27 protein-coding genes and 1 tRNA gene are annotated in these 25,651 nt (G+C 60.2%); 9 read left to right on the top strand and 19 right to left on the bottom strand.

The features are described from left to right. Window positions 1-115 precede the first annotated feature (115 nt). From nagA to J7G73_RS02715, 10 genes are all read right to left on the bottom strand, one after another. Window positions 116-1,270 (bottom strand): N-acetylglucosamine-6-phosphate deacetylase, encoded by a 1,155-nt coding sequence (gene nagA, locus J7G73_RS02760; protein WP_291245131.1) that lies wholly within the window; start codon window positions 1,268-1,270, stop codon window positions 116-118. A gap of 31 nt (window positions 1,271-1,301) precedes the next feature. After that, a complete protein-coding gene (locus tag J7G73_RS02755; protein WP_291245130.1) occupies window positions 1,302-2,120 on the bottom strand; it encodes a glucosamine-6-phosphate isomerase in 819 nt (272 codons plus the stop codon). 23 nt (window positions 2,121-2,143) lie between these two features. Continuing rightward, on the bottom strand, window positions 2,144-2,818 hold the full coding sequence (locus J7G73_RS02750) for a response regulator transcription factor (RefSeq protein ID WP_087295917.1): 675 nt from the start codon (window positions 2,816-2,818) through the stop codon (window positions 2,144-2,146). Further along, complete coding sequence (locus J7G73_RS02745) at window positions 2,815-4,392, bottom strand: HAMP domain-containing sensor histidine kinase (protein ID WP_291245129.1); 1,578 nt, start codon at window positions 4,390-4,392, stop codon at window positions 2,815-2,817. The genes J7G73_RS02750 and J7G73_RS02745 overlap by 4 nt, the downstream gene beginning before the upstream one ends. 132 nt (window positions 4,393-4,524) lie before the next feature. Further along, window positions 4,525-5,589: an ABC transporter substrate-binding protein gene (locus J7G73_RS02740; protein WP_087295915.1), complete on the bottom strand. Its 1,065-nt coding sequence runs from the start codon at window positions 5,587-5,589 to the stop codon at window positions 4,525-4,527. Between the two features lie 106 nt (window positions 5,590-5,695). Next, on the bottom strand, window positions 5,696-6,487 hold the full coding sequence (locus J7G73_RS02735) for an ABC transporter ATP-binding protein (RefSeq protein WP_087295914.1): 792 nt from the start codon (window positions 6,485-6,487) through the stop codon (window positions 5,696-5,698). Beyond that, window positions 6,463-7,248 carry an ABC transporter permease gene (locus J7G73_RS02730; protein WP_087182559.1) on the bottom strand — a complete coding sequence of 262 codons (786 nt, stop codon included), beginning with the start codon at window positions 7,246-7,248 and terminating at the stop codon, window positions 6,463-6,465. Before J7G73_RS02730 ends, J7G73_RS02735 begins: the two co-directional genes overlap by 25 nt. 277 nt (window positions 7,249-7,525) lie before the next feature. Continuing rightward, on the bottom strand, window positions 7,526-8,467 hold the full coding sequence (gene gluQRS / locus J7G73_RS02725) for a tRNA glutamyl-Q(34) synthetase GluQRS (protein WP_291245128.1): 942 nt from the start codon (window positions 8,465-8,467) through the stop codon (window positions 7,526-7,528). Continuing rightward, window positions 8,460-9,164, bottom strand: coding sequence for a DNA alkylation repair protein (locus tag J7G73_RS02720; protein ID WP_291245127.1), 705 nt, complete (start codon window positions 9,162-9,164; stop codon window positions 8,460-8,462). Before J7G73_RS02720 ends, gluQRS begins: the two co-directional genes overlap by 8 nt. Next, window positions 9,161-10,459 (bottom strand): M18 family aminopeptidase, encoded by a 1,299-nt coding sequence (locus J7G73_RS02715; protein WP_291245126.1) that lies wholly within the window; start codon window positions 10,457-10,459, stop codon window positions 9,161-9,163. The genes J7G73_RS02720 and J7G73_RS02715 overlap by 4 nt, the downstream gene beginning before the upstream one ends. Before the next feature lie 155 nt (window positions 10,460-10,614). On the opposite strand from J7G73_RS02715, the gene J7G73_RS02710 reads away from it, so the two are divergent. Both J7G73_RS02710 and J7G73_RS02705 read left to right on the top strand, forming a co-directional pair. After that, complete coding sequence (locus J7G73_RS02710; RefSeq protein ID WP_087295910.1) at window positions 10,615-10,836, top strand: hypothetical protein; 222 nt, start codon at window positions 10,615-10,617, stop codon at window positions 10,834-10,836. Between the two features lie 23 nt (window positions 10,837-10,859). Further along, window positions 10,860-11,429 (top strand): hypothetical protein, encoded by a 570-nt coding sequence (locus tag J7G73_RS02705; protein WP_291245125.1) that lies wholly within the window; start codon window positions 10,860-10,862, stop codon window positions 11,427-11,429. A 216-nt stretch (window positions 11,430-11,645) separates the two neighbouring features. Here the strand turns inward: J7G73_RS02705 and J7G73_RS02700 are convergent, their stop codons facing one another. Both J7G73_RS02700 and J7G73_RS02695 read right to left on the bottom strand, forming a co-directional pair. After that, window positions 11,646-12,776 (bottom strand): DUF362 domain-containing protein, encoded by a 1,131-nt coding sequence (locus J7G73_RS02700; protein ID WP_291245124.1) that lies wholly within the window; start codon window positions 12,774-12,776, stop codon window positions 11,646-11,648. A 106-nt stretch (window positions 12,777-12,882) separates the two neighbouring features. After that, complete coding sequence (locus J7G73_RS02695) at window positions 12,883-13,704, bottom strand: undecaprenyl-diphosphate phosphatase (protein WP_291245123.1); 822 nt, start codon at window positions 13,702-13,704, stop codon at window positions 12,883-12,885. Between the two features lie 236 nt (window positions 13,705-13,940). On the opposite strand from J7G73_RS02695, the gene J7G73_RS02690 reads away from it, so the two are divergent. Genes J7G73_RS02690 through J7G73_RS02670 form a run of 5 tightly spaced genes read left to right on the top strand, consistent with a single transcriptional unit; the run spans window position 13,941 to window position 17,822 of the window. Then, window positions 13,941-14,576 (top strand): TrkA family potassium uptake protein, encoded by a 636-nt coding sequence (locus J7G73_RS02690; protein ID WP_087182569.1) that lies wholly within the window; start codon window positions 13,941-13,943, stop codon window positions 14,574-14,576. 31 nt (window positions 14,577-14,607) lie between these two features. After that, on the top strand, window positions 14,608-15,273 hold the full coding sequence (locus J7G73_RS02685; RefSeq protein ID WP_291245122.1) for a TrkA family potassium uptake protein: 666 nt from the start codon (window positions 14,608-14,610) through the stop codon (window positions 15,271-15,273). Window positions 15,274-15,311: 38 nt separating this feature from the next. Then, the gene (locus J7G73_RS02680) at window positions 15,312-15,725 is read left to right on the top strand and encodes a hypothetical protein (protein WP_291245121.1); all 414 of its coding nucleotides are present in this window, start codon (window positions 15,312-15,314) and stop codon (window positions 15,723-15,725) included. Further along, on the top strand, window positions 15,722-17,122 hold the full coding sequence (locus J7G73_RS02675) for a PH domain-containing protein (RefSeq protein ID WP_291245120.1): 1,401 nt from the start codon (window positions 15,722-15,724) through the stop codon (window positions 17,120-17,122). Before J7G73_RS02680 ends, J7G73_RS02675 begins: the two co-directional genes overlap by 4 nt. Window positions 17,123-17,171: 49 nt before the next feature. Next, window positions 17,172-17,822 carry an HAD family hydrolase gene (locus J7G73_RS02670; protein WP_291245119.1) on the top strand — a complete coding sequence of 217 codons (651 nt, stop codon included), beginning with the start codon at window positions 17,172-17,174 and terminating at the stop codon, window positions 17,820-17,822. A gap of 138 nt (window positions 17,823-17,960) precedes the next feature. On the opposite strand, the gene J7G73_RS02665 is transcribed toward J7G73_RS02670, so the two are convergent. From J7G73_RS02665 to rsxC, 6 genes are read right to left on the bottom strand one after another with little or no spacing between them, the layout of a single operon-like run. Continuing rightward, a complete protein-coding gene (locus J7G73_RS02665) occupies window positions 17,961-18,749 on the bottom strand; it encodes an RnfABCDGE type electron transport complex subunit B (RefSeq protein WP_291245118.1) in 789 nt (262 codons plus the stop codon). Between the two features lie 15 nt (window positions 18,750-18,764). Continuing rightward, window positions 18,765-19,388, bottom strand: a complete 624-nt coding sequence (locus J7G73_RS02660) for an electron transport complex protein RnfA (RefSeq protein WP_087295903.1) — start codon at window positions 19,386-19,388, stop codon at window positions 18,765-18,767. Next, window positions 19,388-20,056 (bottom strand): electron transport complex subunit RsxE, encoded by a 669-nt coding sequence (gene rsxE / locus J7G73_RS02655; RefSeq protein ID WP_087183056.1) that lies wholly within the window; start codon window positions 20,054-20,056, stop codon window positions 19,388-19,390. The genes J7G73_RS02660 and rsxE overlap by 1 nt, the downstream gene beginning before the upstream one ends. A gap of 18 nt (window positions 20,057-20,074) precedes the next feature. Beyond that, on the bottom strand, window positions 20,075-21,985 hold the full coding sequence (locus J7G73_RS02650; protein WP_291245117.1) for an FMN-binding protein: 1,911 nt from the start codon (window positions 21,983-21,985) through the stop codon (window positions 20,075-20,077). A gap of 5 nt (window positions 21,986-21,990) precedes the next feature. Beyond that, complete coding sequence (locus J7G73_RS02645) at window positions 21,991-22,953, bottom strand: RnfABCDGE type electron transport complex subunit D (RefSeq protein ID WP_291245116.1); 963 nt, start codon at window positions 22,951-22,953, stop codon at window positions 21,991-21,993. Further along, window positions 22,954-24,264, bottom strand: coding sequence for an electron transport complex subunit RsxC (gene rsxC, locus J7G73_RS02640; protein ID WP_291245115.1), 1,311 nt, complete (start codon window positions 24,262-24,264; stop codon window positions 22,954-22,956). A 238-nt stretch (window positions 24,265-24,502) separates the two neighbouring features. On the opposite strand from rsxC, the gene J7G73_RS02635 reads away from it, so the two are divergent. Together J7G73_RS02635 and J7G73_RS02630 are read left to right on the top strand one after the other, a co-directional pair. Further along, window positions 24,503-24,634: a hypothetical protein gene (locus J7G73_RS02635; RefSeq protein WP_275532622.1), complete on the top strand. Its 132-nt coding sequence runs from the start codon at window positions 24,503-24,505 to the stop codon at window positions 24,632-24,634. 289 nt (window positions 24,635-24,923) lie between these two features. Then, window positions 24,924-25,247 (top strand): hypothetical protein, encoded by a 324-nt coding sequence (locus tag J7G73_RS02630; protein ID WP_291245114.1) that lies wholly within the window; start codon window positions 24,924-24,926, stop codon window positions 25,245-25,247. Between the two features lie 305 nt (window positions 25,248-25,552). Here the strand turns inward: J7G73_RS02630 and J7G73_RS02625 are convergent. Then, window positions 25,553-25,628 (bottom strand) — tRNA-Lys (locus J7G73_RS02625). Window positions 25,629-25,651 lie beyond the last annotated feature (23 nt).

The raw sequence follows: 25,651 nt of genomic DNA, 5'->3' as shown, positions 1-25,651 counted from the left end.
ATAGGCCGCCGGTTTTCGACGGGCCAGTATGAAAATCCCTCATACCTTTCGCCGGCTGCTTCATGAAAAATCCCCCGAAGCAGCTGCTTCGGGGGATTCTCGCGAAAAAATATATTCAGACCTTTTCAAAAACGGTGCGGCCGCCCACCAGGGTGCGGACTACATTGAGGTCCTCGTCCAGCACCACCAGGTCGGCATCCCAGCCGGGACGGATGCGCCCCTTTTGGGTACCCATCTTCAGCAGGTCCGCCGGGTTCTCAGTGAGCAGAGGCAGGACCTCTTCCACCGGGCGTCCGGTGAACTTGACCAGATTCTTCAGTGCCTGGCCGGTGGTCAGCGTGCTGCCGGCGCGTGTGCCGTTGCTGGCCAGCTTGGCATCGCCATCCTCCACCACCACGTCGTTCACGCCCAGCTTGTAGTTGCCGTCCGGCAGGCCGGCGGCCATGATGCTGTCGGTGATGGCCACCACCCGGTCCAGGCCCTTGCACTTGATCAGAAAGCGCACGGTACCCGGATGCAGATGCCGCCCGTCGCAGATGGCCTCGCAGTATACATCGGTTTCCAGCACCGCGCCCATGATGGCGGGGAAATGCTGGTGCAGCAGCTTCATGGCGTTGAAGGTGTGGGTGGCGGAGGCTGCGCCCGCGTCGATGCATTCCATGGCGGTGTCATAGTCCGCACCGGAGTGGCCGATGGCCACCACCACCTCACCGGCGATCTGACGGATCATCTCCGGTACGCCCTCCACTTCAGGGCTTACGGTCATGTATTTGATGCTGCCCTCGGCTGCTTTTGCGTAACGGCGAAACAGCTCGGCGTTGCCCTTCTGCAGCAGATGCTCCGGCATGGCGCCCTTGTACTCGCTGGCCAGGAAGGGGCCCTCCAGATGCACGCCCAGCAGCTGGGCATGGTCGCCGGTCTGGGCCTTGGCCTGCTTGATCTGCTCGATGCACCACAGAGTCTGCTCCGGCGTGTCGGTAAGCACGCTGGCCAGCCAGCCGGTGGTGCCCTGGCTGGCGAAGAATCGGCCGATGGTGTTGTTCAGCTGGTCGGCGGTGGCCGCATTCACATCCACCCCGGCGCCGCCGTGGGTGTGTACGTCAATGAAGCCGGGCACCAGACGCTTGCCGCCCAGATCCAGCACCGGGCAGCCCGCCGGGGTGTCCACCCGAGGCGCCACCTGAGTGATGGTTCCATTCTGAATCAGGACCTCCCGCTGTTCAAAGCGATGATTGTGGTAGACCCGTGCGTTTTTAATCACAAGTTCCATGGCTGGTTTCCTTTCCGCGTTTGCGCGCTGTTCAGAAGGGCTGCTTGGCCGCGTTGGCATTGGCAATGATCATGGCGTCCGGATGATTCTGAATCAGGGTTGCCGGGAAGTGGGCGCTCACCTCGCCATAGGCAGTCTGGCGCACCACACTGCGGTGCCAGTCACGGAAAACGCCCAGCCGAATCTTGCGGGCGCCCAGGATCTGGGCCATGCCGATGGTGATGCACTGCTTGGGCATGGCATCGATGGCACCGTTCAGATCGCCGATGGCGTTGGTGGTCCGGGTCTCCCGGCTGATGGTCAACACTCGAGTGTTCAAGGCAGCAAACTCCTCGGGGGTCAACTCATCCTGAGGCTCGTTGAAGGCCAGATGGCCGTTGATGCCAATGCCGCCGAAGGCGATATCCACTCCGCCCAGCTGCTCGATAACCCGCTGCACCTTCTCGGTGTCGTGAGGGTCCGGGAAGACCCGCTGCTCCTCAGGCATCAGCAGCTCCGGGTCCACCTTGCTGTAAACAGTGCGCTCCATGAAGCCCCGGAAGCTCAGGGGATTCTCCTTGTCGATCCATTCACCCTCGTCGGTGAGGTATTCGTCCATATTGATGAACCAGCAGTTTTTCAGGCTCACCCGATCCCGATTGACCAGACGCACAAAGATGGGATACTGACCCACCGGGCCCACCGGGCAGATGAACACGGTCTTCTCGCCTTTTGCGTTGTGCTCCTTGATGGTGTTCACCATCTCCAGCGCCAGCTCATAGAACACCTCGCCGGAATCCCCCAGCTTGAGCACAGGCACCTTGGCATCCTTGCCCAGGTCCTGGGCGCTGATCTGATAGTATTCGTACATGACTATTGACCCCTTTCTGAGAATTACTCATTCAAAAACAGATGCGATATATTCAGCTCCCGGATCATCTGAACGATCTCCTTGGTCCGGGAACATCCGAACTTATGTAAAAGGCCCTTGATCTGGGTCTTCACGGTCACCACCTCCACACAGCGGATGGCGGCAATCTCCTTGACTTTTTTGTCCTGCAAAAGCAGCTTGACCAGCTGCCGCTCGGCGGCAGTGAGCTGGGACACATTGTTGATAAAAAACAGCAGGCTTTTTTCCGAACGGCGCAGCCGGTTATATTCCTCCAGAACCACCTCCTGGATACGGGAATCCATCATGGGATGCCCTGCATACACGCTGCGGATATGCTCCAGCAGCTCCTCGTCCGGGCAGCCCTTCACGATGTAATCCGCTGCGCCGGTGGCCATGGCGGTGAGAATGGTCTTTTCGGTCTCGTGAGCAGTCAGGTAGACCACATGGGTGTCAATCTCTTCATCCCGAATTGCCTCCGCCGCCATGATTCCAGCGGAGAGACTCTCCATTTCGATGTCCATGAGTACCACATCACTCTTCACGCTTTTGGCCAGTTCCAGGATTTTTGCTCCGGTGGACGCTGTGCCCACCACCTGCATATCCGGCTGGGCGTTCAGCAGCTCAACCATATCCTCTCGCAGAAGATCCAGATCCTCCGCAATCAAGATCGAGATCATTTTCTCCCTCCTTCCCGGTTCAGCACCACTTCCTCGTGTTCACAGCTTTCCAGCAGCACATCCGGCCCAGCGGGCCGGGCGGCATAGCGGGGCAGAAGGATCAGAAAGCGAGTCCCCTGTCCCCTTTTGCTCTCCACCCGCAGGTGGCCCAGATGGCTCTTTACGATCTGCCGCACATAGTAAAGCCCCATGCCCCAGTTCTGATTTGAATTTTTGCTGGAGTAAAAGGGTTCAAAGATGCGTTTCTGCTCCTCCGGAGTGATGCCAGGCCCCTGGTCTGCCACCTCAATTACCGTGTACAGCCGCTCGTTGTAGATGCGCAGCCGCACCGCCTGTTCCGGCCCGGCACAGCCCGCCATCACCATAGCCTCCCAGCCGTTGGTAAGCAGGTTATACAGCGCTTCCGCCAGGTGTACGGTATCCGCCAGGATCTTCAGTTCTTCCGGCACCTTCACCTGCACACTGCCCTCCGGATACTTGTGTTGGAACCGCTCGACAGCTTTTTCGGCCACCTGGGCGGCGGACACCACGCTCAGATAAAGGCTTTTGGCCTTTACGCTTTGATACAGCTCTTCCATCCGCTGCAAAAGCGCCTCGTTTGTCTCGTCCAGCATTGAACTGTACTGGCGCAGCTTTTCCAGGTCCGGCTCAGACTCAGCCAGGGCTGCCTTGATACGCTTGTGCAGCACTCGGTTGGCCAGCAGCTGGTTTTTCATGCTATGCACGAACACGCTCACACCCATATTGGCTGCGTCAAACTTGCGCTGCAGCACCAGTTCTCGCTGATTTTCTGAAATATAGGTACGGGTGTTGCGCAGAAGGGTGTAAAAGCACATAACCCCTGCCACGGCAGTAATAGCGATCACCGCGATATAACGGCTGGGTGAGAGAATCGGGTTCAGATACCAGATCCCCAACAGCCACATATAATCGCTGCTGTAAAACAGATAGATCTGCGCCGGGTCCTGTGGGCAATACATAGCAAACAGCAGCCCCATGCTCAGCGGCAGCAATGCTTTTGCCAAGTAACGCTTTTTCAAAAACGAAATGCAAACGCTGAAATACTCATAAACCAATAGCGCCGCCGCCAGCAGCAGATAGGCCCAGATCCAGGCAAGACTCGCCTCCACCAGAAACTTCTGCAGCTCCAGCCGGTTATGGGTCAACTGCTTGAACACCGGCGGCAGATATACGAACAATGTAAGCGCCGGAAGGAGAAAAAACGCCCAGCCCTTTTTGCGCAGCGGCCGCAGCCAGGGACTCAGGCTGTACTGCAAAGCCAGAGCCACCAACAGCGGCGGAAAGGTATAACGTCCCACCGCCACGAAGAAACCCAGCTGCCCCAGCGTCATCACCCGGTACTGAAAAAAACGGCGCACATCACTGGTCAGATAAAACAGCGTCTCAATCTGGTCGCCGATGCCGCCCTTTTTTGCAATGTAGGTAAGGATGCCCAGCAAAAACACGTCCAGCGAGATCACCAGCCCCAGCACCAGCCAGCTTTCCTTGGAGCGGCGCACTGCCAACAGCACCCCGCTGCCCGCCAGAAGCAGGACCATCAGGATCAGGACCATCTGCCGCTCTCTCCTTTCGTTGTGTCCGAACGTGTTTTCGGCAATCACGCCAAAAAGCGCCCGGGTCCCGTGAAGGAATCCGGGCGCTTTTCCTATTTCAGTGTAAAGCGCGCAGAGCGTTTTGTAAAGACCTTATTCGGCAGCGGCCAGCATGTTGTCGAACATAACATAGTCGGATACCGGTACCTCCGCCTCGATCTGGCCATTCTTCAGGAAGTCATCCTGCTGAACCTTATACATCTTCTCCATGCTGCCGTCGTTGATGGACTCAATCAGCTCGGCGCTGGTCTGCCACTCGGCGTCGCCGCGCTGCTGGTAGCAGGTCTCGTAATCGGTCTTGGTCTGGTCGGCCACCCACTGAGCGATCTGTTCGTAGTTGGCTTCGTCGGCGCGGAAGTCTTTCGCCTTCATCAAAGCCTTGGTGAAGGCCAGGATGGTGTCGGCGTTCTCCTCAGCATACTTGGGAGTCACGATCCAGCTGGAAACCGCGGCGGACTGGTCAGAGAACATCATGTTGTCAGCCAGGACCTTGTAATTGTCGCCCAGCTGTTCCTGAATGGTAAAGGTCATGGGGCTCCAGGCGGCGCAGGCATCCAAGCTGCCGCTCAGCATGGCGGTCACCAGCGCGGAGGCGTCCATCTCCTGAGCTTTGATGTCGTCCATGGTCATGCCGTGGGCTTCCAGAGCGTACTTCAGGATCTGCTCGCTGGAGGTACCGGAGGAGTAACCAACGGTCTTGCCCTTCAGGTCCTCAATGGTCTCGATGCCCTTGGAGGCGTCGGTGACCACTGCGTCAGCGTTGCCCACATGGGCCATGCAGAAGATCTTGGCCTGACCCTGGATGGCCAGCTTATGAGCGCCGGAACCGATGTAGCCCACCTGAACGCTGCCGGATTCCATGGCGGCGATGATGGTGGGGCCGTCGGCAAACTCCATCAGCTCCACTTCCAGGCCCTGCTCCTCAAAGTAACCGTTGTTCTGAGCGGAGACCACCTCAGCCAGGCTGCCGTAGTTGGGCATGTAACCCACAACGACCTTGGTCTTTTCACCGGTGGAGGCCTCGGAAGCGGTGGAAGCGGGAGCGCTGCCGGAAGAAGCGCCGCCGGTGCTGGTGGCGGTGGATGCGCCAGAGCCGCCGCAGGCGGCCATGCTCAGGGCCATGCAGCCCGCGATGAGCAGGGATAACGCTTTTTTCATGATTGTTTCCTCCTGTTGTGATTGCGGCGGCCCTGAGGGCTCGCCGGAATATTTGATCCGGGCCGGCTGTTTCGTGCCCACGGTCCGGATAGGTACCGTTTTGCCGTTACTTGCGCACTGCCAGGTACTCCTGATACACCTGGCTCCAGATGTAGTTCTTCAGTTCCAAAAAGCGGGGGCTCATCTTGGTCTCCTGGGTGCGGGGATAGGGGATGTCGATCTCCACGATATCCTTGATGCGGCCGGGGCGTGCACTCATGATGACCACACGCTGGCCCAGGATGATGGCCTCTTCCACGTCATGGGTGATGAAGAAGCAGGTCTTCTGCTCCTTTTCCCAGGTATCCAGCAGCTCAGTCTGCAGCTGGGTACGGGTCTGGGCATCCAGAGCGCCGAAGGGTTCGTCCATCAGCAGCACCTGGGGGTTGGCGGCATAGGCACGGGCGATGGCCACGCGCTGCTTCATACCGCCGGACAGCTCCTTCGGGTAGTGGTCTGCAAACTTCTCCAGGTCCACCATCTTCAGGTATTTCTGGATTTCGGCCTCCGCCTGCTCACCCTTTACGCCGCGCATGTCCAGCGCGAACTTGATGTTCTTCTTTACGGTGAGCCAGGGGAACAGAGCGTACTGCTGGAACACCACGCCCCGGTCGGTGCCGGTGCCGTGGACCTCCTTGCCGTTGCAGATCACCCGGCCGCTGGTGGGCTCGTGCAGGCCGGCGATGATGTTCAAAAGGGTGGATTTGCCGCAGCCGGAAGGGCCGACGACCGTGATGAATTCGTTTTCATGGATATCCAGGTTCACACCATTGAGGGCGACCATTTCGCCGTTGCGGCCGTTGAATTTTTTGACCACATTCTCAATTTTGACCTTTATATCTCTCTCTTTTCCTGCCATCCCGTCAGCTTCCTTTCCAAAGTTTTGATGATTTTCTCGATGGTGATGCCAATGATGCCGATGATGATGATGTACAGCAGCATGGGAGCGGTCTCGAAGCTGTTGTTCAGGGTACGGATTCGCATGCCCAAGCCTGCGGAAGCGCCGGTGGATTCGGCGGCCACCAGAGTGGTCAGGGCAACGCCGGCGCCCAGGCGCACGGCGGTGAGGATGAAGGGCAGGGTGGCCGGGGCAATGACCCGGATGAAGATGTCCTTATCCGATGCGCCCAGGATGCGGGCGGCTTTGATCAGGGTCTCGTCGATGTTGATAACGCCCTGGTAGATGGTCACGCACATAATGAGGAAGGTGGCCAGGGTGATTACGATGATCTGAGGCTTGCGGCCAACGCCCGCGCCGATGACCACCAGGGGAACGTAGGCCAGGGGCGGGATATTACGCACGAACTGGATCCAGGGCTCCAGGATGTTGCGCACCGGCTTGTACCAGGCCATCAGAATGGCCACCGGAAGGGCGATCACAAAGCCCAGCGCGTAACCTGCAAATACCGAGATCAGACTGCTGCCGATATCGGTGAACAGGCAGCCACGGTCGATCATGACCTGAATCTGCTGCAGCACGACCACCACATTGGGGAAGCATCGGGCGGTGCTGGGCAAAATGGAAAGTATGTACCACAGGACCATCGCCGTTGCGAAGGAGATGAACAGCCACAACCGGTTCATCCACTTTGCATCCGACTGCAATTTGCTTTTCTTCATTGCGGACAAGCTCCTTTTTCTCAAGATTCGTTTTCGCTGCCCCGCCCTGTGGCCGTGCACCTCACCGCTGGCATGGGACCGGTTTTTCTGCTTTTATTGTAGGATGCGAACCGGATTTCCACAAGTATGAAATTCTTTGATACCTTTTCTCGGTTTTTCTTCCCATTTTATTATTATTTTTGGATATATGCAACAAAAAGACCCATCCCGCTTTGCGCAGGTGGGCCAATGGTCTGTGTCATTCTTTTGTAAGCCGGGAAAAGTTTATCAAGCCGTTTCAGAACAAATCCCGGGGCAGGCGCACATCGGCGCGGGGCACCTTGTCCCAGTCGAACACCGCCAGCAGCTCCTCGGGGCGTGCGGGCTCGGGTTTGTCCAGCAGCCCGGCCAGAAAGGCCAGCCGCCCGATGATTTCCGGCGCGGTGTAGCGGCTCTGCAGCTGCTCCAGGCTCACATCTCCGTCCCGTTTCGAGAGCCGCCGCCCGTCCTCCGCCAGCAGCAGCGGCAGGTGATAAAACCGGGGCGCGGGCAGGCCCAGCAGCTGATAGAGATACAACTGGCGAGGGGTGCTTTCCAAAAGGTCCGCTCCCCGCACCACCTGGGTCACCCCCATCAGCGCGTCGTCCACCACCACCGCCAGCTGGTAAGCATACACGCCATCCGACCGGCGCAGCACAAAATCGCCGCAATCGGTCTTCAGATTTTCCCGGTACGGCCCCAAATGGCCGTCGGTGAATTCCACCGTTTTGTCCGGCACAATCAGGCGCATGGCGGGCTTGCGCCGGGCTTCCAGCTCCCGTCGCTGCTCCGCCGTCAGCCGGCGGCAGGTACCCGGATAAACCGGGGTGCCGTCCTCCCGGTGGGGGGCGCTGGCCGCATGCAGCTGGGCACGGCTGCAATAACAGGGGTACACAAGCCCCTGCTCCTCCAGCTTTTGATAGTAGGAATGATAAATCTCATCCCGCTGACTCTGGTAGTAGGGGCCATCCGGCCCGCCCCCTGAGCCGCCCTCATCCCACACAAGGCCCAGCCAGGAAAGATCCGCCTCCAGCTGGTCCGCCCAGACGCGGGGGCAGCGGGCCTTGTCCAGGTCTTCGATGCGCAGCACCACCCGGCCATCCGCCTGCTTAGCGCTCAGCCAGGCCAGAAGGCTGCACATCAGATTGCCCAGATGCATCCGCCCGGAGGGGCTGGGGGCAAACCGCCCGATCTCACTCATGCTGTTTTCTCCCCCTTTGGCCGCGCTTGTGCTGCGCCGCCCAGTTCTTCTGTTCCGGCGTGATGCGGTAGCTTTCCCGCATTTTCTGCAAAGCCTTGTTCCATACCGTATCCGGCAGCTGCGCCTCTTCCATGGCGGCGATGGTCCGATCAAAATCCGTGACCGCGAACACTGAATAGCCCCAGGCCACGCCCATCCAGGCATAGTAATCCGGCTGGCGGATGCCCCGGTACACCGCAAAGCAGCGGTCCAGCTCCTCGGGCCGGTTGAAATGGGTCAGCAGCAGCACCGCCGCAAACCGGGCTTCAAACTCCCGGTCCGAACCGGAATACTGTTGAATCAGATCAAAATATTCCTCTTTGTATACTCTCGCATCCCGCAGACCGGCGCAGAAGCTGTCGCACACGGCCCAGTTGTGGATGCAGGGAACGAACTGCCGCACCAGCTCCAGCCGCCGGGCCGGGTCGGTTTTCACCTTGCCGATGAGCATGCCCCGCAGCAGGACCTCCTCAAAGGTCTCATCCGGTGCGGCCAGATCGGCAGCCCAGCCTTCCTTCGCCAGCTGAGCAGCAGCCTTGCGCAGCAGCGGCAGCCGCACGCCCAGGTAGTTTTCCACACCGGGCATCAGCTTGTGTTGAAAATCCCGGTAGGCCGGGTCCGCCTGGGCGGCAAGCCGGGCCCGGGTCTCGCCGGTCACAGGGCCACCTGATAGCAGCCGTCGCCGGTGCAGCGCACGTCCGCACGGAACCATGCGGCGCAGGCATCTGCCAGCCACTGAACATCCTGCGCGCCGGTCAGCTCCACACAGGAGTGCATGGCCAGCTGGGGCAGGCCGATGTCCGCCATGGGCACACTCACCTGGGCGCCCAGCAGGTTGCCCAGGGTGGAGCCGCCGGGCAGGTCCGGCCGGTTGTAGTATTCCTGCACCGGCACCTTGGCTCCGTCGCACAGGCTGTGGAACAGCGCGCCGGTCACACCGTTGGTGGTGTATTTCTGGCTGGCGTTGAACTTGAGCACCACGCCGCCATTCAGCTTTACCGGGCTGGCCGCATCGCTCATCTCAGCAAAATTCGGGTGGATGGCGTGGCCGTTGTCGGCGCTGAGCAGCAGGCTGTTTGCCAGCGCGCGGCGGCGGTCCTGCTCGCTCTCGCCCAGAGCCTGACCGGCCCGGGCCAGTACGTCCGGCAAAAAGCTGCCGCAGGCGCCCTGCCGGGTGCCGCTGCCCACCTCTTCATTGTCGAACAGGCACCAGACCCGCCCCTGCCGGGAGGCCGGGGCGCTCAAAAAGCCGTACAGGGTAGCCCAGGCGCAGCCCAGATCGTCGAGCCTCGGGCAGAGCAGGAACTCCCCTTCGCCGCCCACGGCCTGGCCCTTGTCCTTGCAGTAGAGCAGCAGCTCGGTGCCCAGAATCTCCGCCGGCGTGCAGCCCGCGGCCCTGGCCAAAAGCTCGGTGCAGCAGGCATTTTTATCCGGCCCGGCGAAGATGGCCTGCATGTCCTTTTTCATATCATACTTGTGGCCGTCGTTCACGGTGCGGTCCAGATGGATGGCCAGATGCGGAATCACCGCGCTCACGCCCTCCAGGTCCACCAGACGGCTCTCCACGCCGGTCTCGGTCTTCACCAGCACGCGGCCCGCGATGCCCAGAGGCCGGTCCAGCCAAGCCGAGCGGATCATGCCGCCGTAGCCCTCGGTGTTCAGCATGGTGAAGCCCGCCTGCTGGCTCACGCCCTTCACCTTGAAGGAGGGGCTGTCGCTGTGGGCGGCGCTCATCCGCCAGCCCTCGCCCGCCGCCTGGGGCATCACAAAGGCGATCAGGCTGGACTGGTTGCGGGTCACATAATATTTGCCGCCGGGCACAAGGCTCCAGTTCTCGGTCTCGTTCAGGGCAGCAAAGCCCGCCTGCTCCAGCCGCCGGGCGCTTTCGGCCACTGCGTGGAAGGGAGTGGGGCTCTTTTCGATGTAAGCAAACAGATCCTGATGGATTGCCATAACAATCATTCCTCTCTGAAAAAGCAGTTTATCTGCCTTCGATTATACGGCGGCAGCCCGCCGCCCGTCAATGCAGGCTTGCCAAGCCTGAGCAAATTGGATACAATCAGGGTAGAAAGACCGCCTTTTCATTCGACCTTTGGGAGGTGCCTTGTATGAAACTGTTCCGTGTTGCCGACGACTACTGCCGTGCTTCCAACTGGAAGATTCTTGCGCTGGTCAAATTCTGTCTGTTCTCCGTGGGGCTCATCTGCGGCATCCTGCTGCCCCGCCGCTGGAAGCGGCCTGCCATCGGTGCGGCCGGGGCGGTGTTCGCACTCACCTACATTCCCCTGATGACCAGCTTCTTCCGCTTCTGGGCAAAAGACAAAACCTGAGCCGCGCCGGAAAGGACCCCGTTATGGCCAAAAAACTTCTTCTGCTTGTATTGACCCTCCTCCTTGCCGCCGGGCTGTGCGGCTGCGAAAAGGGCCTGGAGCCCATGCAGCTGCGGGCCGCGCCGGTGAGCGAGGAGACCCGCCAGGTGCTGGACCTCATTGACAATGAACTCACCCTCTGGGAGTACCGGCTGAACGACGGCACCTACACCATGGTGGTGGACCTCTGGGTCTGCCGGAACGGCAGCTGGGAAAAGGCCCAATTCTACCCCGGCGCAGCAGCTTCCGAAGGCCGCTTCGGGGTGCATGTGACCAGCACCAAGGTGGAATACATCGACCTTGCGGAGGATGGCACGTCCCGCTACGGCGCCGATTGCCCGGTGGATGTGACCAGCCAGTCCGGCACATGCAGCTATTCTTCCCTGACCGGGGAATCGGTGATCGAGCCCGGGAAGGAGATCCCGCTGCTGGCCCGGCTGGGCTGGGACGAATCCACCGACCCGGTGCCCACCGACTGGCAGAATTTTCAGGACAGCGGCTGCGACACCGGCGTGGCGATCACCGTCATCTTCACCGAAACCGGAACGGTGTAGCCGGTGACCAACTCGTCCTTCCGCTCCCAGCTTCCGGGCCCCCACCGCCTGGCGAAAGGGCAGGCGCGGCGCCATTGAGAAAAAGCTTTGACTGCGCTCTTTCCCACTTCCCGCGTGTCCGTTCTCCCGCAAGCAAAACTGCTCCCCCGCCGGGGCTATCCGGCGAGGGAGCAGTTTTTACTTGTAATATTATTTTTAAAAATACGAATTGTATTTTTACTTCACAACCACCAGTTCATACTCACGGGTGCCCAGACCGATCTTCTCGGCGTGCTCGGTGCAGACCCGCCAGTCGGTGATGGGGGTGGAATCGGTGAAGTGATCGCCGCAGCTGCAAAAGCCGGGGGTCTTCAGGTTGTCGTCCAGCTGGCTGCCGGGGATGGGCGGCATGTTGTTGCAGGCGTCGGCACAGGCCTGGTCCAGAGCCACCGGGTCAAAGGAGGCGAACATGCCCACATCCGGGATGATGGGCAGGTCGTTCTCGCCGTGGCAGTCGCAGTTGGGAGAGACATCGATCACCAGATTGATGTGGAAATTCGGCCGGTTCTGCACCACCGCCTTGGCATACTCGGCGATGCGGCAGTTCAGCTCGTCCACCGCCGCGTCGTAATCGCCGCCGATGGCATCGAAGTTGCAGTGAGCCAGGCAGCGGCCGCAGCCCGCGCACTTGTTGTGGTCGATATAGGCGGTGCCGCCCTCACCGGTGAAGGAGATGGCGTCCTGGGCGCAGATCTTGGCGCAGGCGTGGCACTTGCGGCAGAGGGACTGGTCCACATTGGGCTTGCCTGCGGCGTGCTGCTCCAGCTTGCCCGCACGGCTGCCGCTGCCCATGCCCAGGTTCTTCAGCGCACCGCCGAAGCCGGTATTCTCATGGCCCTTGAAGTGGTTCAGGCTGATGACCACATCCGCGTCCATGATGGCCCGGCCGATCTTTGCCACCTTCACGTGCTCGCCGCCCTCCACAGGCACCTCGGCCTCATCGGTGCCCTTCAGGCCGTCGGCAATGATGATCTGGCAACCGGTGGAATAAGGGGTAAAACCGTTTTCCATGGCGGCGTCCATGTGCTCCAGCGCGTGCTTGCGGCGGCCCACATACAGGGTGTTGCAGTCGGTCAAAAAGGGCCGGCCGCCCAGCTCCTTGATCACATCGGCCACGGCCTTGGCGTAGTTGGGCCGCAGGTAAGCCAGGTTGCCCGGCTCACCGAAGTGGATCTTGATGGCAACGAACTTGCCCTCCATATCGATCTGACCGATGCCCGCAGTACGAATCAGCTTCTGCAGCTTATCCAGCAGGTTCATGCCGGGCTTTGCCCGCAGGTCGGTGAAATAGACCTTTGCCTTTTCCATGCAAATCTCCTCCATTCAAACATCCTTTTTCAAACTCTTATCGCAAAGAGAACACCCGGCCCCGGCCGGATGTTCTCTTTCTTTGTTTTGATTCAGCCGCCGCGACTCACAGGCCCAGCAGAGCGGCCGCCAGCACCACGATGCCCAGGGCAATGCGGTACCAGCCGAACACCTTGAAGTCGTGCTTTTTCACAAAGTTCATCAAGAAGCCGATGGACAGCACGCTCACCACAAAGGCCACCACGCAGCCCAGGCCCAGCACGGCCAGCTGCTCGCCGGTAAACACCATGCCTTCCATCAGATACTTGACCACCTTCAGCGCGCTGGCACCGAACATGACCGGAATGGCCAGAAAGAAGGTGAACTCCGCCGCCACCGGACGGCTTGCGCCCAGCAGCAGACCGCCCACGATGGTGGCGCCGCTGCGGGAGGTGCCGGGAATCATAGCCAGCACCTGCCAGAAACCGATGATCAGCGCATCCTTATAAGTAAGCTGGTCGATGCTGCGGATGCGGGGTCTTTTGTGCCGGTTCTCGATGAGAATGAAGAACACGCCATACAGAATCAGCATGGCCGCAACCACGATGTAGTTGTAAAGGTGCTCCTCCAGCCAGTCGTCCAGCAAGAGGCCCAGCACCATGGCGGGCAGGGTGGCCACCACGATCTTGAACCACATCACCCAGGTGTTTTTCTTGATATATCCCTTCGACTTGTCGGCGCAGAAGGGCCAGAGCTTGGGGAAGAAGAGCACCACCACCGCCAGGATCGCGCCCAGCTGGATCACCACCCGGAACAGCTCCAGGAAGGACTCGTCAAACCCCATGTTCAGATACTTTTCCGCCAGGATCAGGTGCCCGGTGCTGCTCACCGGCAGCCATTCGGTGATCCCTTCAATGATCCCGTACAGGATCGTTTTTATCCATTCCATTGTTTCGCCTCACTTGTTTTCTGGCATTACGCGCCCGCCGGGTGCCCGGCAGGTACCATAACAGTATACCACAGGAAAGTGCAAAACAGAACGCCCTTTTTTCTGCTGAGCCCTTTCTTTTCCGGGTAAAATACAGTATAATCGGGATAAGCGAAGGATGTGGGCCGCCCGTGGGGCTTTGGGTCCATATCTCGCTGTTTTTTTCAGATTTTTTCTGTTATAAAAGAGGTGTTTTCTTGAATATCCTTGTTGTAGGCTGCGGCCGTGCCGGCGCCAATATTGTGCGTATCCTGGAGCAGATGGGCCACGAGGTCTCTGTGATGGATTCCAACCCGGAAGAGCTTCAGCGGCTGGAAGGCGTGGACGGCTACCATTTTTCCGGCGTCGCTGCGGTGGGCATTCCCATCGACATTGACGACCTGCGTCAGGCGGGCATTGAGACCTGCGACGCGGTGGCCATCGCCACCCCGGACGACAGCGTGAACATCATGGTGGCCCAGATCGCCAAGAATATTTTCCATGTGCCCCGGGTCATCACCCGTGTGACCGATCCCGCCCTGAAGAACTTCTTCACCAAGGAGTTCGGTCTGCGCACGGTGTGCACCACCAACCTGACGGTGGAAAGCATGCTGCTGGGCCTGCTGGACGATCAGGAGTCCCGCAGTGTGACCATCGGCGCCACCACCACCGCGTTTGTCACCGTTCCGGTAAGCCTGCGGGACGTGGGCCGAAGCCTGAACCGCATCCGTCCGCCGGAGGGCGATCTGCTCTACGGCGTATTGCGGGCCGACACTACCGTGGAACTGGCGGTGGAGCCCATGCCGGTGCTGGAAGAGGGCGACCAGATCATCTTCGCCCGCATCGCGGACTGAGTCACAAAGCAGCAAGGAAGAGGAAGCAATTATGAGAGTAATGATCGTCGGCGGCGGCAAGGTGGGCTACTACATGGCAAAGACCCTGCTTGACCACGGCCACCAGCCCATCGTGATCGAAAAGGACCGCAAGCTGTGCAGCCAGGTGGCCAACGACCTGGACATCCCCGTGACCCAGGGCGACGGCTCCACCGTGGAATATCTGGAGGCCGCGGGCTGCGGCCACTGCCAGGCTCTGGTGGCGGTGACCGGCCGGGACGAGGTGAATCTGATCACCTGCCAGATCGCCAAGCGGGTTTTCCATGTGGAAAAAACCGTGGCCCGAGTCAACAACCCCAAAAACACCGAGGTGCTGCGCCGCCTGGGCGTGGACATTGCTGTGTCCAGCACCGACAACCTGGCCCGCATTCTGGAGCGTGAGGTGGAGACGGCCGCCATCCAGCAGGTGCTGAACCTGGCGGGCGGCACCGCCACCGTGTTCGAGATCCAGATCCCGGACCGGTTCAAGTACAACGGCAAAAGCCTGGCGCAGATTCCCATCTCGGAATCCGCCGTTATCATCGCCATCACCCGCGCGGGCGAGCTGCTGATCCCCCGTGGTAATACCCAGATTCTGAATGGCGACAAGGTGCTCTGCGTCGCGCGGGACACTGCGATCCATGAATTGATGCAGGATTGGGGCCTGGCCAGCGGCTGACGCCCTTTCCCGCCTGTTTGCAAAGGAGGTCCGTACCCGTGCTGCGTTTTACCGCGAGTGCCGGCGGCGCCCGGGTGGTGGCCCTGTGGCTGCTGCTTGTCGGCGCGGTGCTGGCCCCCTTTGTTTTCTGGCAGACCTTCTGGGTCGGCGTGCTGTTTTGCGCCGTCTGGCTGTTCTTCTGCGCGGTGTGTGTGCCGCTGCACCTGTCCACCGTGCGGGGCAGCGTCTCGCTGGGCGAGGTGCGCCTGAGCCGGGGCATCCTGTTCAAATCCAGCCGCCGGGTGCCCACCCGATTCGTGGCGGGGGTCTGCCGCATTCGCACTCCGCTGTTGGCACTGACCCGCAGCAGCCTGCTGATCGTATACACCAGCGGCTGTGCGCTGTTCCTGCCTCCGGTTTCGGACGAGGACGCCGGGCCGCTGATCCACGCGCTGGAAGGAGGCGGCCTGTGAGCACCGTGCGCGCCCAGGGGCGCTTCCACATCGTTTTCATCGTCAAATACATTCGTTACGGTCTGATCCTCTGTCTGGTGCCCATGCTCCAGGCGCTGATCGCCTTTGACCTGCCCAGCCTGACCAGAGCCCTGCGGCAGGATGCCGCCATCCTGGTGGGGATGGCGCTTTTTTCATTTGTCATCTGGCGGCGCTGCGGCTTCGTTCTCACCGACCGTCAGCTCACCCTGCGCCGTGGCATCCTCTGGCACCGTCAGCAGGTGATCCGCCCGTCGCAGCTGGCGGCCATCCAGCTGGACCGGCCCATCTATCTGCGGCTGGTGGGCTGCACAAAGGTGCGGCTGTTCGCCGCCTCCAGCGCCGCCTTCGGGCAGGTGCAGTTCTTTCTGCCCCGCCGCCAGGCCGCGGTGCTGGCGGAATGCCTGATGCCGGTGCAGTCGGCCTCCTCCTTTTTTGCTCCCACCGGAGCGGAGCGGCTGCGCTTTACCATGCTCAGCGCCAACCTGGTCACCACCTCCTTTCTGGTGGTCTTCAGCGCCCGGCAGACCCAGGATCTGATCGGCAACAACCTGGGCGTGGACCTGGGTTCGCTGGCCATGGCCAACCTGGGCCGGCTGGAACGGCTGGCCGAGCTGTTTCTGCCCGCCGGTGTGGCCTGGCTGTTCACATTGATCTTTACCCTGTGGGGCATCGCGCTGTTCTCTTCCCTGCTGGCCACCGCCAACTTCCGGGTGAGCCGAAGCGGCGGCGTGATCTTCGCCAAGGGCGGGCGCATCAATCTGACCGAGCGGCGCATTCAGGCCTCAGCGGTAAGCTATTGCGACATCCGCGTCACCCCCATCTCCCGGCTGCTGCGCCGGTATCCGGTGTTTCTGTGTGCCGGAAGCTACACCGGCGCGGACCTGCCCATTCTGGTGTACGGCAAAGGGCGGGATGCACTTTTGCAGGCGCTAATGCCCCAGTTCATCCCGCCGCGGCCGGTGGCTGGCATCACCGCCAACCGCAGCTGGCCCCAGTTTCTGTGGAAAAGCGGCGCACTTCTGGCCTTCTGCGCCATGCTGTGTGTGGTGTCCATGTGGAAGCTTCCCCAGCTCACCCCGCTGCTGCTGGTTCCGCTGGCACTCTCGGCCGGGCTGGTGGCCGTCTCGGTGGAGGGCTGGTTCACCGAGGGCGCGGCCCGCAACTCCAACGGCACCATGGCGGTGTGCTACACCCGCCTGTTCAGCCGCCACCAGCTGTGTGTGTTCAGCCCCAACATCTCGCTTTCCAGCATCCAGACCCCCTTTTCCGAGGCGGTGGGCCGCTGTACCCTGACCATCTATCTGCCCTGCCGCCGCCGTATCCGGGTGCGCAGCATCAAAAAGCTGGCGGCGGACCACCTGCGGCTGGTGGCCTGAGCGCGCACTTTCTCAATCATTTTGCATCGCCAAGGAGGCGAAATCAGCTTTGTATCGCTATGTGATTTTTGATCTGGACGGGACCCTCCTCAACACGCTGGAAGACCTGGCCGCCGCGGGCGAATATGTCTGTGCCCAAAACGGCTGGCCCGCCCACACGCTGGAGGAATACCGCTACTTCGTGGGCAACGGCATCCCCAAGCTCTGCGAGCGGTTCTCCCCCGCCGACCAGCGCAGCCCCGAGCGGCTGGCCCAAACGCTGGAGCAGTTCACCCGCTACTACGACGCCCACAAGGAGGACGCCACCGCGCCCTATCCGGGCATCGAGGCTCTGCTGGACGCTCTGCAGGCCGCAGGCGTGGTCTTCGGCGTGCTCACCAACAAGGCCCACCCCCTGGCCAAAGGCGTGCTGGAGCACTATTTCCCCGGCCGTTTCACCTTTGTGCAGGGTGCACTGCCCGGCGTTCCGGTAAAGCCGGACCCCACCGGTCTGCGCCAGCTGATGGCCGCCATGGGCGCGGATGCGGCCTCCACCCTCTTTGTGGGTGACAGCAACGTGGACATCCGTACCGCCAAAAACGGAGGTCTGGCGGGCTGCGGCGTGCTCTGGGGCTTCCGTACCGAGGAGGAGCTGCGCGGCGAAGGGGCGGACCATATTGCCGCCGATCCTGCCGCTTTGGCGCAGATCATTCTGGAATGACCGGCTTTTCCAAAAGCGCTGTTTCTCTTTTACATAGGCAGACACCCCGCCGTGCTTGCGCGCCCGGCTTCTGAAACAAAGAAAAATCCCGCTGCTCGCATTTGAGCAGCGGGATTTTTTGCATTGTTACGGGTCGGCTTACGCCTTCACGATCACGTGCTTGGGGCAGACCTCCACGCAGGCGCCGCAGCCGGTGCACTTGTCGTAGTCGATGTGCGCCAGGTTGTTGGTGACCTTGATCGCCTCACTGGGGCAGGTCTTCTGGCACTTCATGCAGCCGATGCAGCCGGTCTGGCACTCCTTCATCACCAGAGCGCCCTTCTCGGTGTTGTTGCACAGCACCTTGGGCTTGTTCTCGGTGTTGGAGCAGATCTCGATCACGCCGTGGGGGCAGACCGCAGCGCAGGCGCCGCAGCCGATGCACTTGGCCACGTTCACGCAGGCAACGCCGTCCACAATGTGCATGGCGTCAAAGGGGCAGGCCTTTACACAGTCGCCCAGACCCAGGCAGCCGTGTACACAGGCCTTGCCGCCGCCGAACAGAGAAGCGGCAGCAGCGCAGCTGGCCACACCCTTGTAATCAAACTTCTGGGTGCACACGCCGGGGCGGCCCTGGCAGCCCACGATGGCCTTCACCACCGCAGTGGCGCCGGCCTCCACACCCATCACAGCGGCCACGTCTTCCGCAGCCTTGGCGCCGCCGGGAACGCACTTGTTCACCGGAGCGCCGGACTCAACAATGGCCTTGGCGTAGTCGGCACAGCCGGCATAGCCGCAGGCGCCGCAGTTGGCACCGGGCAGGCAGCCGTTCACCTGACCGATGCGGGGGTCCTCCTCCACATGCATGAACTTGGCGGCCAGCACCAGAATGATGGCGCCCAGCAGGCCGACAACAGAAACGATGGCAATCGCCATTGCAATAGACATATTCCCGGCCTCCTTTTAAATTGCACCAAAGATGTTTTCGATCAAACCGCCGAAGCCGCCGAAGCTCAGGGCAGTGGCGGAAGCCGCCACCAGAGTGATGGGCAGGCCTTCAAAGCACTTGGGGGGCTGAGCATCCTCCAGGCGCTTGCGCACGCCGGAGAAGATGACCATGGCCAGCATGAAGCCGAAGCCCGCGCCCAGGGCGCAGACGATGGACTCCACGAAGTTGTAGCCGTTGTCGATGTTCAGCACGGTCACGCCCAGAACAGCGCAGTTGGTGGTGATCAGAGGCAGATACACGCCCAGAGCCTTGTGCAGGGGAGGCATGTACTTCTTCATGATGATCTCAACCAGCTGAACCAGCACGGCGATCACCAGGATGAACACGATGGTCTGCAGGTAGCCCAGATCCCATTTCAGGTTGCCTTCCGCGTCCACCGGGGTGAGCAGGAAGTTCTGGATGGGCCAGGTCACCGCAGTGGCCAGGGTCATAACAAAGATAACAGCGCAGCTCATGCCGAAGGCAGAGTTGAGCTTTTTGGATACGCCCAGGAACGGACAGATGCCCAGGAACTTAACCAGGACATAGTTGTCCACCAGGATCATGGTGAAGAAAATAGCAGCTAAACGAGCAGCCATTATTCACAGCCCCCTTTCGCGCCGCAGACGCTCTTGGAGGGGCAGCCCTCACAGCCGATGCTACGCTCTTTTTTGTTGCCGGTCTTGTTTTCGATGAAGATCACCAGGGCCATCAGGCAGCCGAAGGTGAAGAAGCCGCCGGCGGGCGTGGTCATGAAGGTGAACCGGTCGATGGATGCGGGGATCACGGTCATGCCGAACCAGGTGCCGGAGCCCAGGATCTCACGGATGGAGCCCATGAGCACCAGAGTCAGGGTGAAGCCCAGGCCCATGCCCAGGCCGTCCAGGGCGGAGTCCAGAGGCTTGTTCTTGGAAGCGAACATCTCGGCACGGCCCAGGATGATGCAGTTCACAACGATCAGGGGCAGGAACACGCCCAGGGACTTATCCAGAGCGGGAACGTAAGCCTTGACCAGCATCTGCACGATGGAAACGAAGGTGGCGATGACGGTGATATAAGCCGGCAGGCGCACCTTGTCGGGGATCACGTTGCGCAGCAGCGAGATCGCAATGTTGGAGCAGAACAGCACGAAGGTAGCTGCAATGCCCATGCCCAGGCCGTTGAAGGCCATGGTGGTAACAGCCAGCGTGGGGCAGGTGCCCAGAACCAAGCGCAGAACCGGGTTCTCCTTCACGAGGCCGTTGGTAAAGATCTGAACTTTATTCATGAATTCACAGCCTCCCTATCAAGACGCAAGGCCCGCGGCATACGCCTGAATGCACTTGCGCACTGCCTTTTTCACGCCGCGAGTGGACTCGGTGGCGCCGGCGATGGTATCCACGCCATCCAGACCGGCCTCATCGGTGATGCCGGTGTACTGGCCCAGGTAGTCCGCGCCGGCGGCCTGATCGCCGATGCCGGCGGTCTGACCGGATACATCCACCCACACGCCGGTGATGGCGCCGTTTGCATCAAAGCCAACCGCCACGTTCAGGGGCTTGGTGGAGTACTCGTAGCCCTTATCCTCGGCGTACAGCACATAGCTGCCGTCGTCGCCCTGCCAGGCGTCAGTCAGGCCTTCGGGAGCAGTGATCTGGGTCAGAGTGGCCCCGGGAGCCAGCGCAGCGCGGGCTTCCTCGGCGCTCATGGCGCTCAGGTCGGTGCCCTCGCCGCCCTCGTCAGCAGCGGGAGCCTGGCCCAGAGCCACCTCGTTGTAGCAGCTCAGAGCAGTGTTCACGGCCTCAACGACCGCCTTGGAGGAGATGGTGGCGCCGGAGATGGCATCCACGTCGCCGATGGCGACCTCACCGCTCTTGCCCACCAGGCTGGCGGCCAGAGCAACAGCTTCTTCATTGCCTTCCTGATACAGCTTTGCACCGAAACCATCGGTTTCGCTGTTCTTGGGGAAGCTTACGCCCACGATGGCACCGTCAGCGTCCAGACCCACGATCACGGGCACCTGGCCGCCGAATCCCTTGGCACTGGCCTGGATGACCCAGCCGGTGTCGGCCTTCACAGCAGCCTGTACGCCGCTGGTGGCGGATTCCACCGCCTCAAAGGTGGTGGCGTCGGGCAGAACGGCCTTGCAGGCCTCATCGCTCAGGGTAACGGTCTCCACAGCGGCCTCGCTGGAAGCGGCTTCGCTCTCAGCATCGCCGCCCTCGGGAGCAACCGCGGTGGCGGCAGCGCAGTCAGGGTACATGGCAACAAATGCCTGGATGCACTTGCGCACGCCCTTCTTCACGCCACGGGTGGACTGGGTAGCGCCGGAAATGGTATCCACGCCGTCCAGGCCAGCCTCGCCCAGCACACCCTTGTACTGGTTCAGGTACTCAGCGCCGCCCGCCTGATCGCCGATACCGGCGGTCTGGCCATCGGTGCCGACCCAAACGTTCAGGATGTTGCCGTCAGCGTCCAGCTCTACCAGAACATCCATGGGAGCAGTCTCGTATTCATAGCCATTGGCCTCGGTGCGCAGCACGGTGGTGCCGTTGGCGGTCTCCCAGGCGCCGGTCAGGCCCTCGGGGATCTCGATCTCGGTCAGCTCCATGCTCTCCAGAGCCTGGTCGGGAGTCAGCTGCTCCTCTTCCACAACCGCAGCCTGGCCCAGAGCGACCTCGTTGAAGCAGTTCACAGCGGAGTTCACAGCAGACAGCGCAGCCTTGGAGGAAACGGTTACGCCGCTGATCATATCCACGTCGCCCGCTTCCAGGGTGCCGCTCTTGCCCACAAAGCTCTCGGCCAGCTTCTGGCCGTCGGCATCAGCGGGGTCAGCGAGCTTCTGGCCGAAGCCGGCGGTCTCGCTGTTCTCCATGAACTTCACCTTCAGAATGGTGCCCTCGCTGTCGAAGGCAACAACCACAGGCACGTCGCCGCCGAAGCCCTTGCCGTAGGCCTGGATGACCCAGCCGGCGCCGTTGGTGGCCTTCAGGGCCTTGGTCACATTGCTGGACTGGAAGTCGGTGATCTCCTCAAAGCCGTCGGCCTCAGGCAGAACCTCCAGATAAGCGGCATTGGCAGCAGCTTCCTCCTGCGCCTTGATGATGGGAGCCGTCAGCTGGTTGGTGCCGGCCAGCGCAGCGCTGGCCACGATGCAGATCACAACCAGAACCACAACGGGTTTCAGGAAGTTTTCCCACATGTTATTGTTTTTCATGCCTTTTACGCCCCTTTCTTCTTCGCGCCCAGGGGTTTCTGGCGGGTCAGATCATTGATGTAGGGAACCAGCAGATTCATGAACAGGATGGCATAGGAAACGCCCTCGGCCATGTTTGCCCAGTAGCGGATGCCGCAGGTGATGATGCCCAGGCCCAAGCCGAACACGATCTTACCCTTCAGAGTGAAGGGGCTGGTCACATAATCGGTAGCCATGAACACAGCGCCGAACAGCAGGCCGCCGGCCAGCAGCTCAGCCAGAACGGGCTTGCCCGCCAGAGCGCTGATGACCGCCACGGTGGCCACGTAGGTCACGGGGATGGCCGGGCTGATGGTGCGGGTGGCAACCAGCCACACGAAGCCGATCAGGATGGCCAGGGCGCAGGTCTCGCCCAGCACGCCGCCATGCTGACCCAGGAACAGGTCCATGATGGGGTACTGGCCCAGCAGAGAGTTACCGGCAGCATCCACCACCTGCAGGGGAGTGGCGCTGGCAGCGGCATCGATACCGCTCAGGGTCTGCTCCATGCGGGTGGTGAAGGTCCAGGTGGTCATGCGGGAAGCAAAGCCGGTGAACAGCACAATGCGGCCCACCAGAGCGGGGTTCACAAAGTTGAAGCCCAGGCCGCCGAACAGCTGCTTGGTCACAACGATCGCGATGAACGCACCCACAATGGCGATCCACAGGGGCATGCTCACGGGCATATTCAGAGCCAGGATAATGCCGGTAACCACGGCGGACAGATCGCCCACGGGGTTCGGCTTTTTCATCAGCAGGCAATACAGGTACTCAAAGCCCACGCAGGCGGCGGTGGTAACACCGATCACCAGCAGAGCGCGCAGGCCGAAGATCCACGCACTGGCAACCACACAGGGCAGCAGAGCGATAATCACATTGCCCATCAGCCCACGGGTGGAGGAACGATCCACAATGTGGGGGGAGGCAGTGACCATATAACGGTTTTCCATTTATTTCTTTGCCTCCTTCTTGGCAAATTCTTTGGCCAGGCCCATGGTCTGAGTGACCGGGCGCTTGGCGGGGCAGACATAGCTGCAGGTGCCGCACAGCATGCACAGGTCCACGCACAGCTTGTTCAGCTCCTCAGTGTTCTTCTTATTGAAGGCACCGGCGATCTGCACGGGAGCCAGGCCCATGGGGCAGGCCTCGATGCAGCGGCCGCAGCGGATGCAGGGACCCGCGGCGGGCAGAGTGGCCATCTTTTCGCTGAAGGCCAGCACGCCGTTGTTCTGCTTCAGAACCGGCTCATCAGCGTCCGGCAGCGCAACACCCATCATGGGGCCGCCGCTGATCAGCTTGGCAACGGTCACGCCCTCTTTCAGGCCGCAGAAATCCAGCACCTCGCGCAGGGGGGTGCCGATGATGGCTTCCACATTCTTGGGCTCCTTGATGGCGTCGCCGTTCACGGTCAGGCGCTTGGTCACCAGAGGCATACCGGTGGCCAGGAACTTGCCGATGGTGGACACGGTGGTCACGTTCAGCACGATCACACCCGCATCGCTGGGCAGACCGCCCTGGGGCACTTCACGACCGGTGGTCTTCTCGATGAGCACCTTCTCGGCGCCCTGCGGGTAGCGGTTGGGCAGGACCTTCACGGTCACACCGGCCTCACCGCTGAACAGCTGATTCATAGCGCTCACGCACTCGGGCTTGTTGCGCTCGATGCCGATCACACAATTCTTGATTTCCAGATATTTCATCACGGCCTTGATGCCGGAGGCGATGGTCTCGCCGTTCTCCAGCATCTCGCGGGTGTCAGCAGTCAGATAGGGCTCGCACTCCGCCGCATTGATCACCAGGGTATCCACCGGAGCCTTGGGGCTCAGCTTCACTGCAGTGGGGAAGCCGGCGCCGCCCAGGCCCACCAGACCGCAAGCCTGAATCGCCTCAATGAAGCTGGCCTTATCGGTCACCACCGGAGCCTTCACAGCGGGATCAACGGTCTGCTGACCGTCGGGCGTGATCACAACAGCCGGTACGCTGGTGCCGTTGGAAATATGCACGGTGTCCACCGCGGCTACCGTGCCGGACACGCCGGAGTAAATATTTGCGCTCACAAAGCCTTCCGCTTTGCCGACCAGGGTACCCACCATTACGGTGTCACCCTTCTTGACCACCGGCGTACAAGGTGCGCCGATGTGCTGCTGCATGGGCAGAACAACCTTGCTGGGCACAGGCATCTTCACCGTGGCCAGGGTGGCAGTTCCCTTCTCATGCGGCACGCCGGCGCCGAGCGCCGCACGTTTCAGCTTTTTCAACATGGATTGAACGTTCCCCCATTTCATACAATCTACGGGGCGCATCTACGAACCACAGCATGGCGCACCCGCTCTAGAATATTCTAATTCCTTTATGGATTCAAGTCAACATGGATTACGATTCTGTAACCCATCTTCTTTGTATTTTTGCTGTTTTTCCCCATAAAATGGTTTGCACGCGCCAACCGCTTTATGCTATACTAAAAGCAACATCCCGCATTATTTAAAGGAGGGTTTCCCGATGAAACTGCTTGTTAAAATTTTAGCTTTGATTTTCGCGCTTGCCGGCGCTGCACTGGGCATTGCCCTGCTCAAGCAGGAGCACGCCCCTTCGTATATTTCTGTTTACGACACCGACGACGATCTGTTCTGATTTTACATCCGTCCAACATCTTTTACCGCTTCCCCGCCTTTTATGGAAGGTTTTACCTTCTTTATAAAGAAGCTGGGGGAAGCGGTTTTTATTTCCAGTTTTTGATGCAAGGTCTTTAAAATTGCCATTAATAAAACCGCTTATCTTCTAACGTGTTTTTTGAAAAACGTTTTATAACGAATTTTGTGTTACTTTTGTGTTTTCCAAAAATTCAGACAAAATACTCTTGTTAGTTTTATCGGCATATGCTACGATAAAGACACTATAAAATGGTAAGGAGTTGTATGCCATGTCTGAACAAAAGCGAGTACGCCGCACCTCTGAGCAGATCGCCAATGATCTGGATCTGCAAATCGCCGAGCTCAATGATTCGATTCAGGATGTAGAGGCGAAAAAGGCCGAAGCCGTGGAAAAATTCGACGACAAAATTGCCTCGATCAATGAGAAGATCCGCAAGCTGCAGGCCCGTAAACAGGATCTGCTCACACCGAAAAAGCGCGTGCGCCGCAAAACCAAAGCACAGCAGATCAAGTCTCTGGTCTCCAAAGCCCAGAAATCCGGCATGAAGCTGAACGAGATTGCCGAAAAATTGGGCGTTTCCATCGAAGAGTAATTGAATAAGCGTGTTTTCGCTTTAAAACCCATTGATTCGATCCTTTCCATGTGATCAAATGAATGGGTTTTATTATTTATATGTATGGCACCGGGAGAACGCAGCTACCTGTTTCGTTTACGTTTCCCATTTTGTGGTGCACTTCTAGACGAAGGCGTTAAGAACAACATGCCGGCGGCATGTTTTTTAGCCTGAGAGTTCCTGCGAGCTGAACCGGAGCGCCATCAGCGCGAACGGTGAAGCCGCCCCCAAAGGGGGGAAGTGGACCAAAAGAAAAGCGAGCATCTTTCGATGCTCGCTTCTTTTGGTGCACTTCCAGGGACTCGAACCCTGGGCCCGCTGATTAAGAGTCAGCTGCTCTACCAACTGAGCTAGAAGTGCATGCATATTAAGTTTCTGGTTCT

The organism is Allofournierella sp. (genome assembly GCF_017889395.1).
Lineage (GTDB): Bacteria > Bacillota > Clostridia > Oscillospirales > Ruminococcaceae > Allofournierella.
The sequence above is the reverse complement of the archived record's forward strand: the minus strand, read 5'-3'. Positions and strand labels throughout refer to the sequence as shown.

Bases quoted from the DNA above. Each gene is read 5' to 3' on its own strand.
- J7G73_RS02745 (WP_291245129.1), bottom strand. From the start codon at position 4,392: ATGGTCCTGATCCTGATGGTCCTGCTTCTGGCGGGCAGCGGGGTGCTG.
- J7G73_RS02710 (WP_087295910.1), top strand. From the start codon at position 10,615: ATGAAACTGTTCCGTGTTGCCGACGACTACTGCCGTGCTTCCAACTGG.
- J7G73_RS02700 (WP_291245124.1), bottom strand. From the start codon at position 12,776: ATGGAAAAGGCAAAGGTCTATTTCACCGACCTGCGGGCAAAGCCCGGC.
- J7G73_RS02705 (WP_291245125.1), top strand. From the start codon at position 10,860: ATGGCCAAAAAACTTCTTCTGCTTGTATTGACCCTCCTCCTTGCCGCC.
- J7G73_RS02695 (WP_291245123.1), bottom strand. From the start codon at position 13,704: ATGGAATGGATAAAAACGATCCTGTACGGGATCATTGAAGGGATCACC.
- J7G73_RS02685 (WP_291245122.1), top strand. From the start codon at position 14,608: ATGAGAGTAATGATCGTCGGCGGCGGCAAGGTGGGCTACTACATGGCA.
- rsxE (WP_087183056.1), bottom strand. From the start codon at position 20,056: ATGAATAAAGTTCAGATCTTTACCAACGGCCTCGTGAAGGAGAACCCG.
- J7G73_RS02755 (WP_291245130.1), bottom strand. From the start codon at position 2,120: ATGTACGAATACTATCAGATCAGCGCCCAGGACCTGGGCAAGGATGCC.
- J7G73_RS02630 (WP_291245114.1), top strand. From the start codon at position 24,924: ATGTCTGAACAAAAGCGAGTACGCCGCACCTCTGAGCAGATCGCCAAT.
- J7G73_RS02715 (WP_291245126.1), bottom strand. From the start codon at position 10,459: ATGGCAATCCATCAGGATCTGTTTGCTTACATCGAAAAGAGCCCCACT.
- J7G73_RS02635 (WP_275532622.1), top strand. From the start codon at position 24,503: ATGAAACTGCTTGTTAAAATTTTAGCTTTGATTTTCGCGCTTGCCGGC.
- nagA (WP_291245131.1), bottom strand. From the start codon at position 1,270: ATGGAACTTGTGATTAAAAACGCACGGGTCTACCACAATCATCGCTTT.
- J7G73_RS02660 (WP_087295903.1), bottom strand. From the start codon at position 19,388: ATGGCTGCTCGTTTAGCTGCTATTTTCTTCACCATGATCCTGGTGGAC.
- J7G73_RS02730 (WP_087182559.1), bottom strand. From the start codon at position 7,248: ATGAAGAAAAGCAAATTGCAGTCGGATGCAAAGTGGATGAACCGGTTG.
- rsxC (WP_291245115.1), bottom strand. From the start codon at position 24,264: ATGTTGAAAAAGCTGAAACGTGCGGCGCTCGGCGCCGGCGTGCCGCAT.
- J7G73_RS02735 (WP_087295914.1), bottom strand. From the start codon at position 6,487: ATGGCAGGAAAAGAGAGAGATATAAAGGTCAAAATTGAGAATGTGGTC.
- J7G73_RS02650 (WP_291245117.1), bottom strand. From the start codon at position 21,985: ATGAAAAACAATAACATGTGGGAAAACTTCCTGAAACCCGTTGTGGTT.
- gluQRS (WP_291245128.1), bottom strand. From the start codon at position 8,467: ATGAGTGAGATCGGGCGGTTTGCCCCCAGCCCCTCCGGGCGGATGCAT.
- J7G73_RS02645 (WP_291245116.1), bottom strand. From the start codon at position 22,953: ATGGAAAACCGTTATATGGTCACTGCCTCCCCCCACATTGTGGATCGT.
- J7G73_RS02750 (WP_087295917.1), bottom strand. From the start codon at position 2,818: ATGATCTCGATCTTGATTGCGGAGGATCTGGATCTTCTGCGAGAGGAT.
- J7G73_RS02665 (WP_291245118.1), bottom strand. From the start codon at position 18,749: ATGTCTATTGCAATGGCGATTGCCATCGTTTCTGTTGTCGGCCTGCTG.
- J7G73_RS02740 (WP_087295915.1), bottom strand. From the start codon at position 5,589: ATGAAAAAAGCGTTATCCCTGCTCATCGCGGGCTGCATGGCCCTGAGC.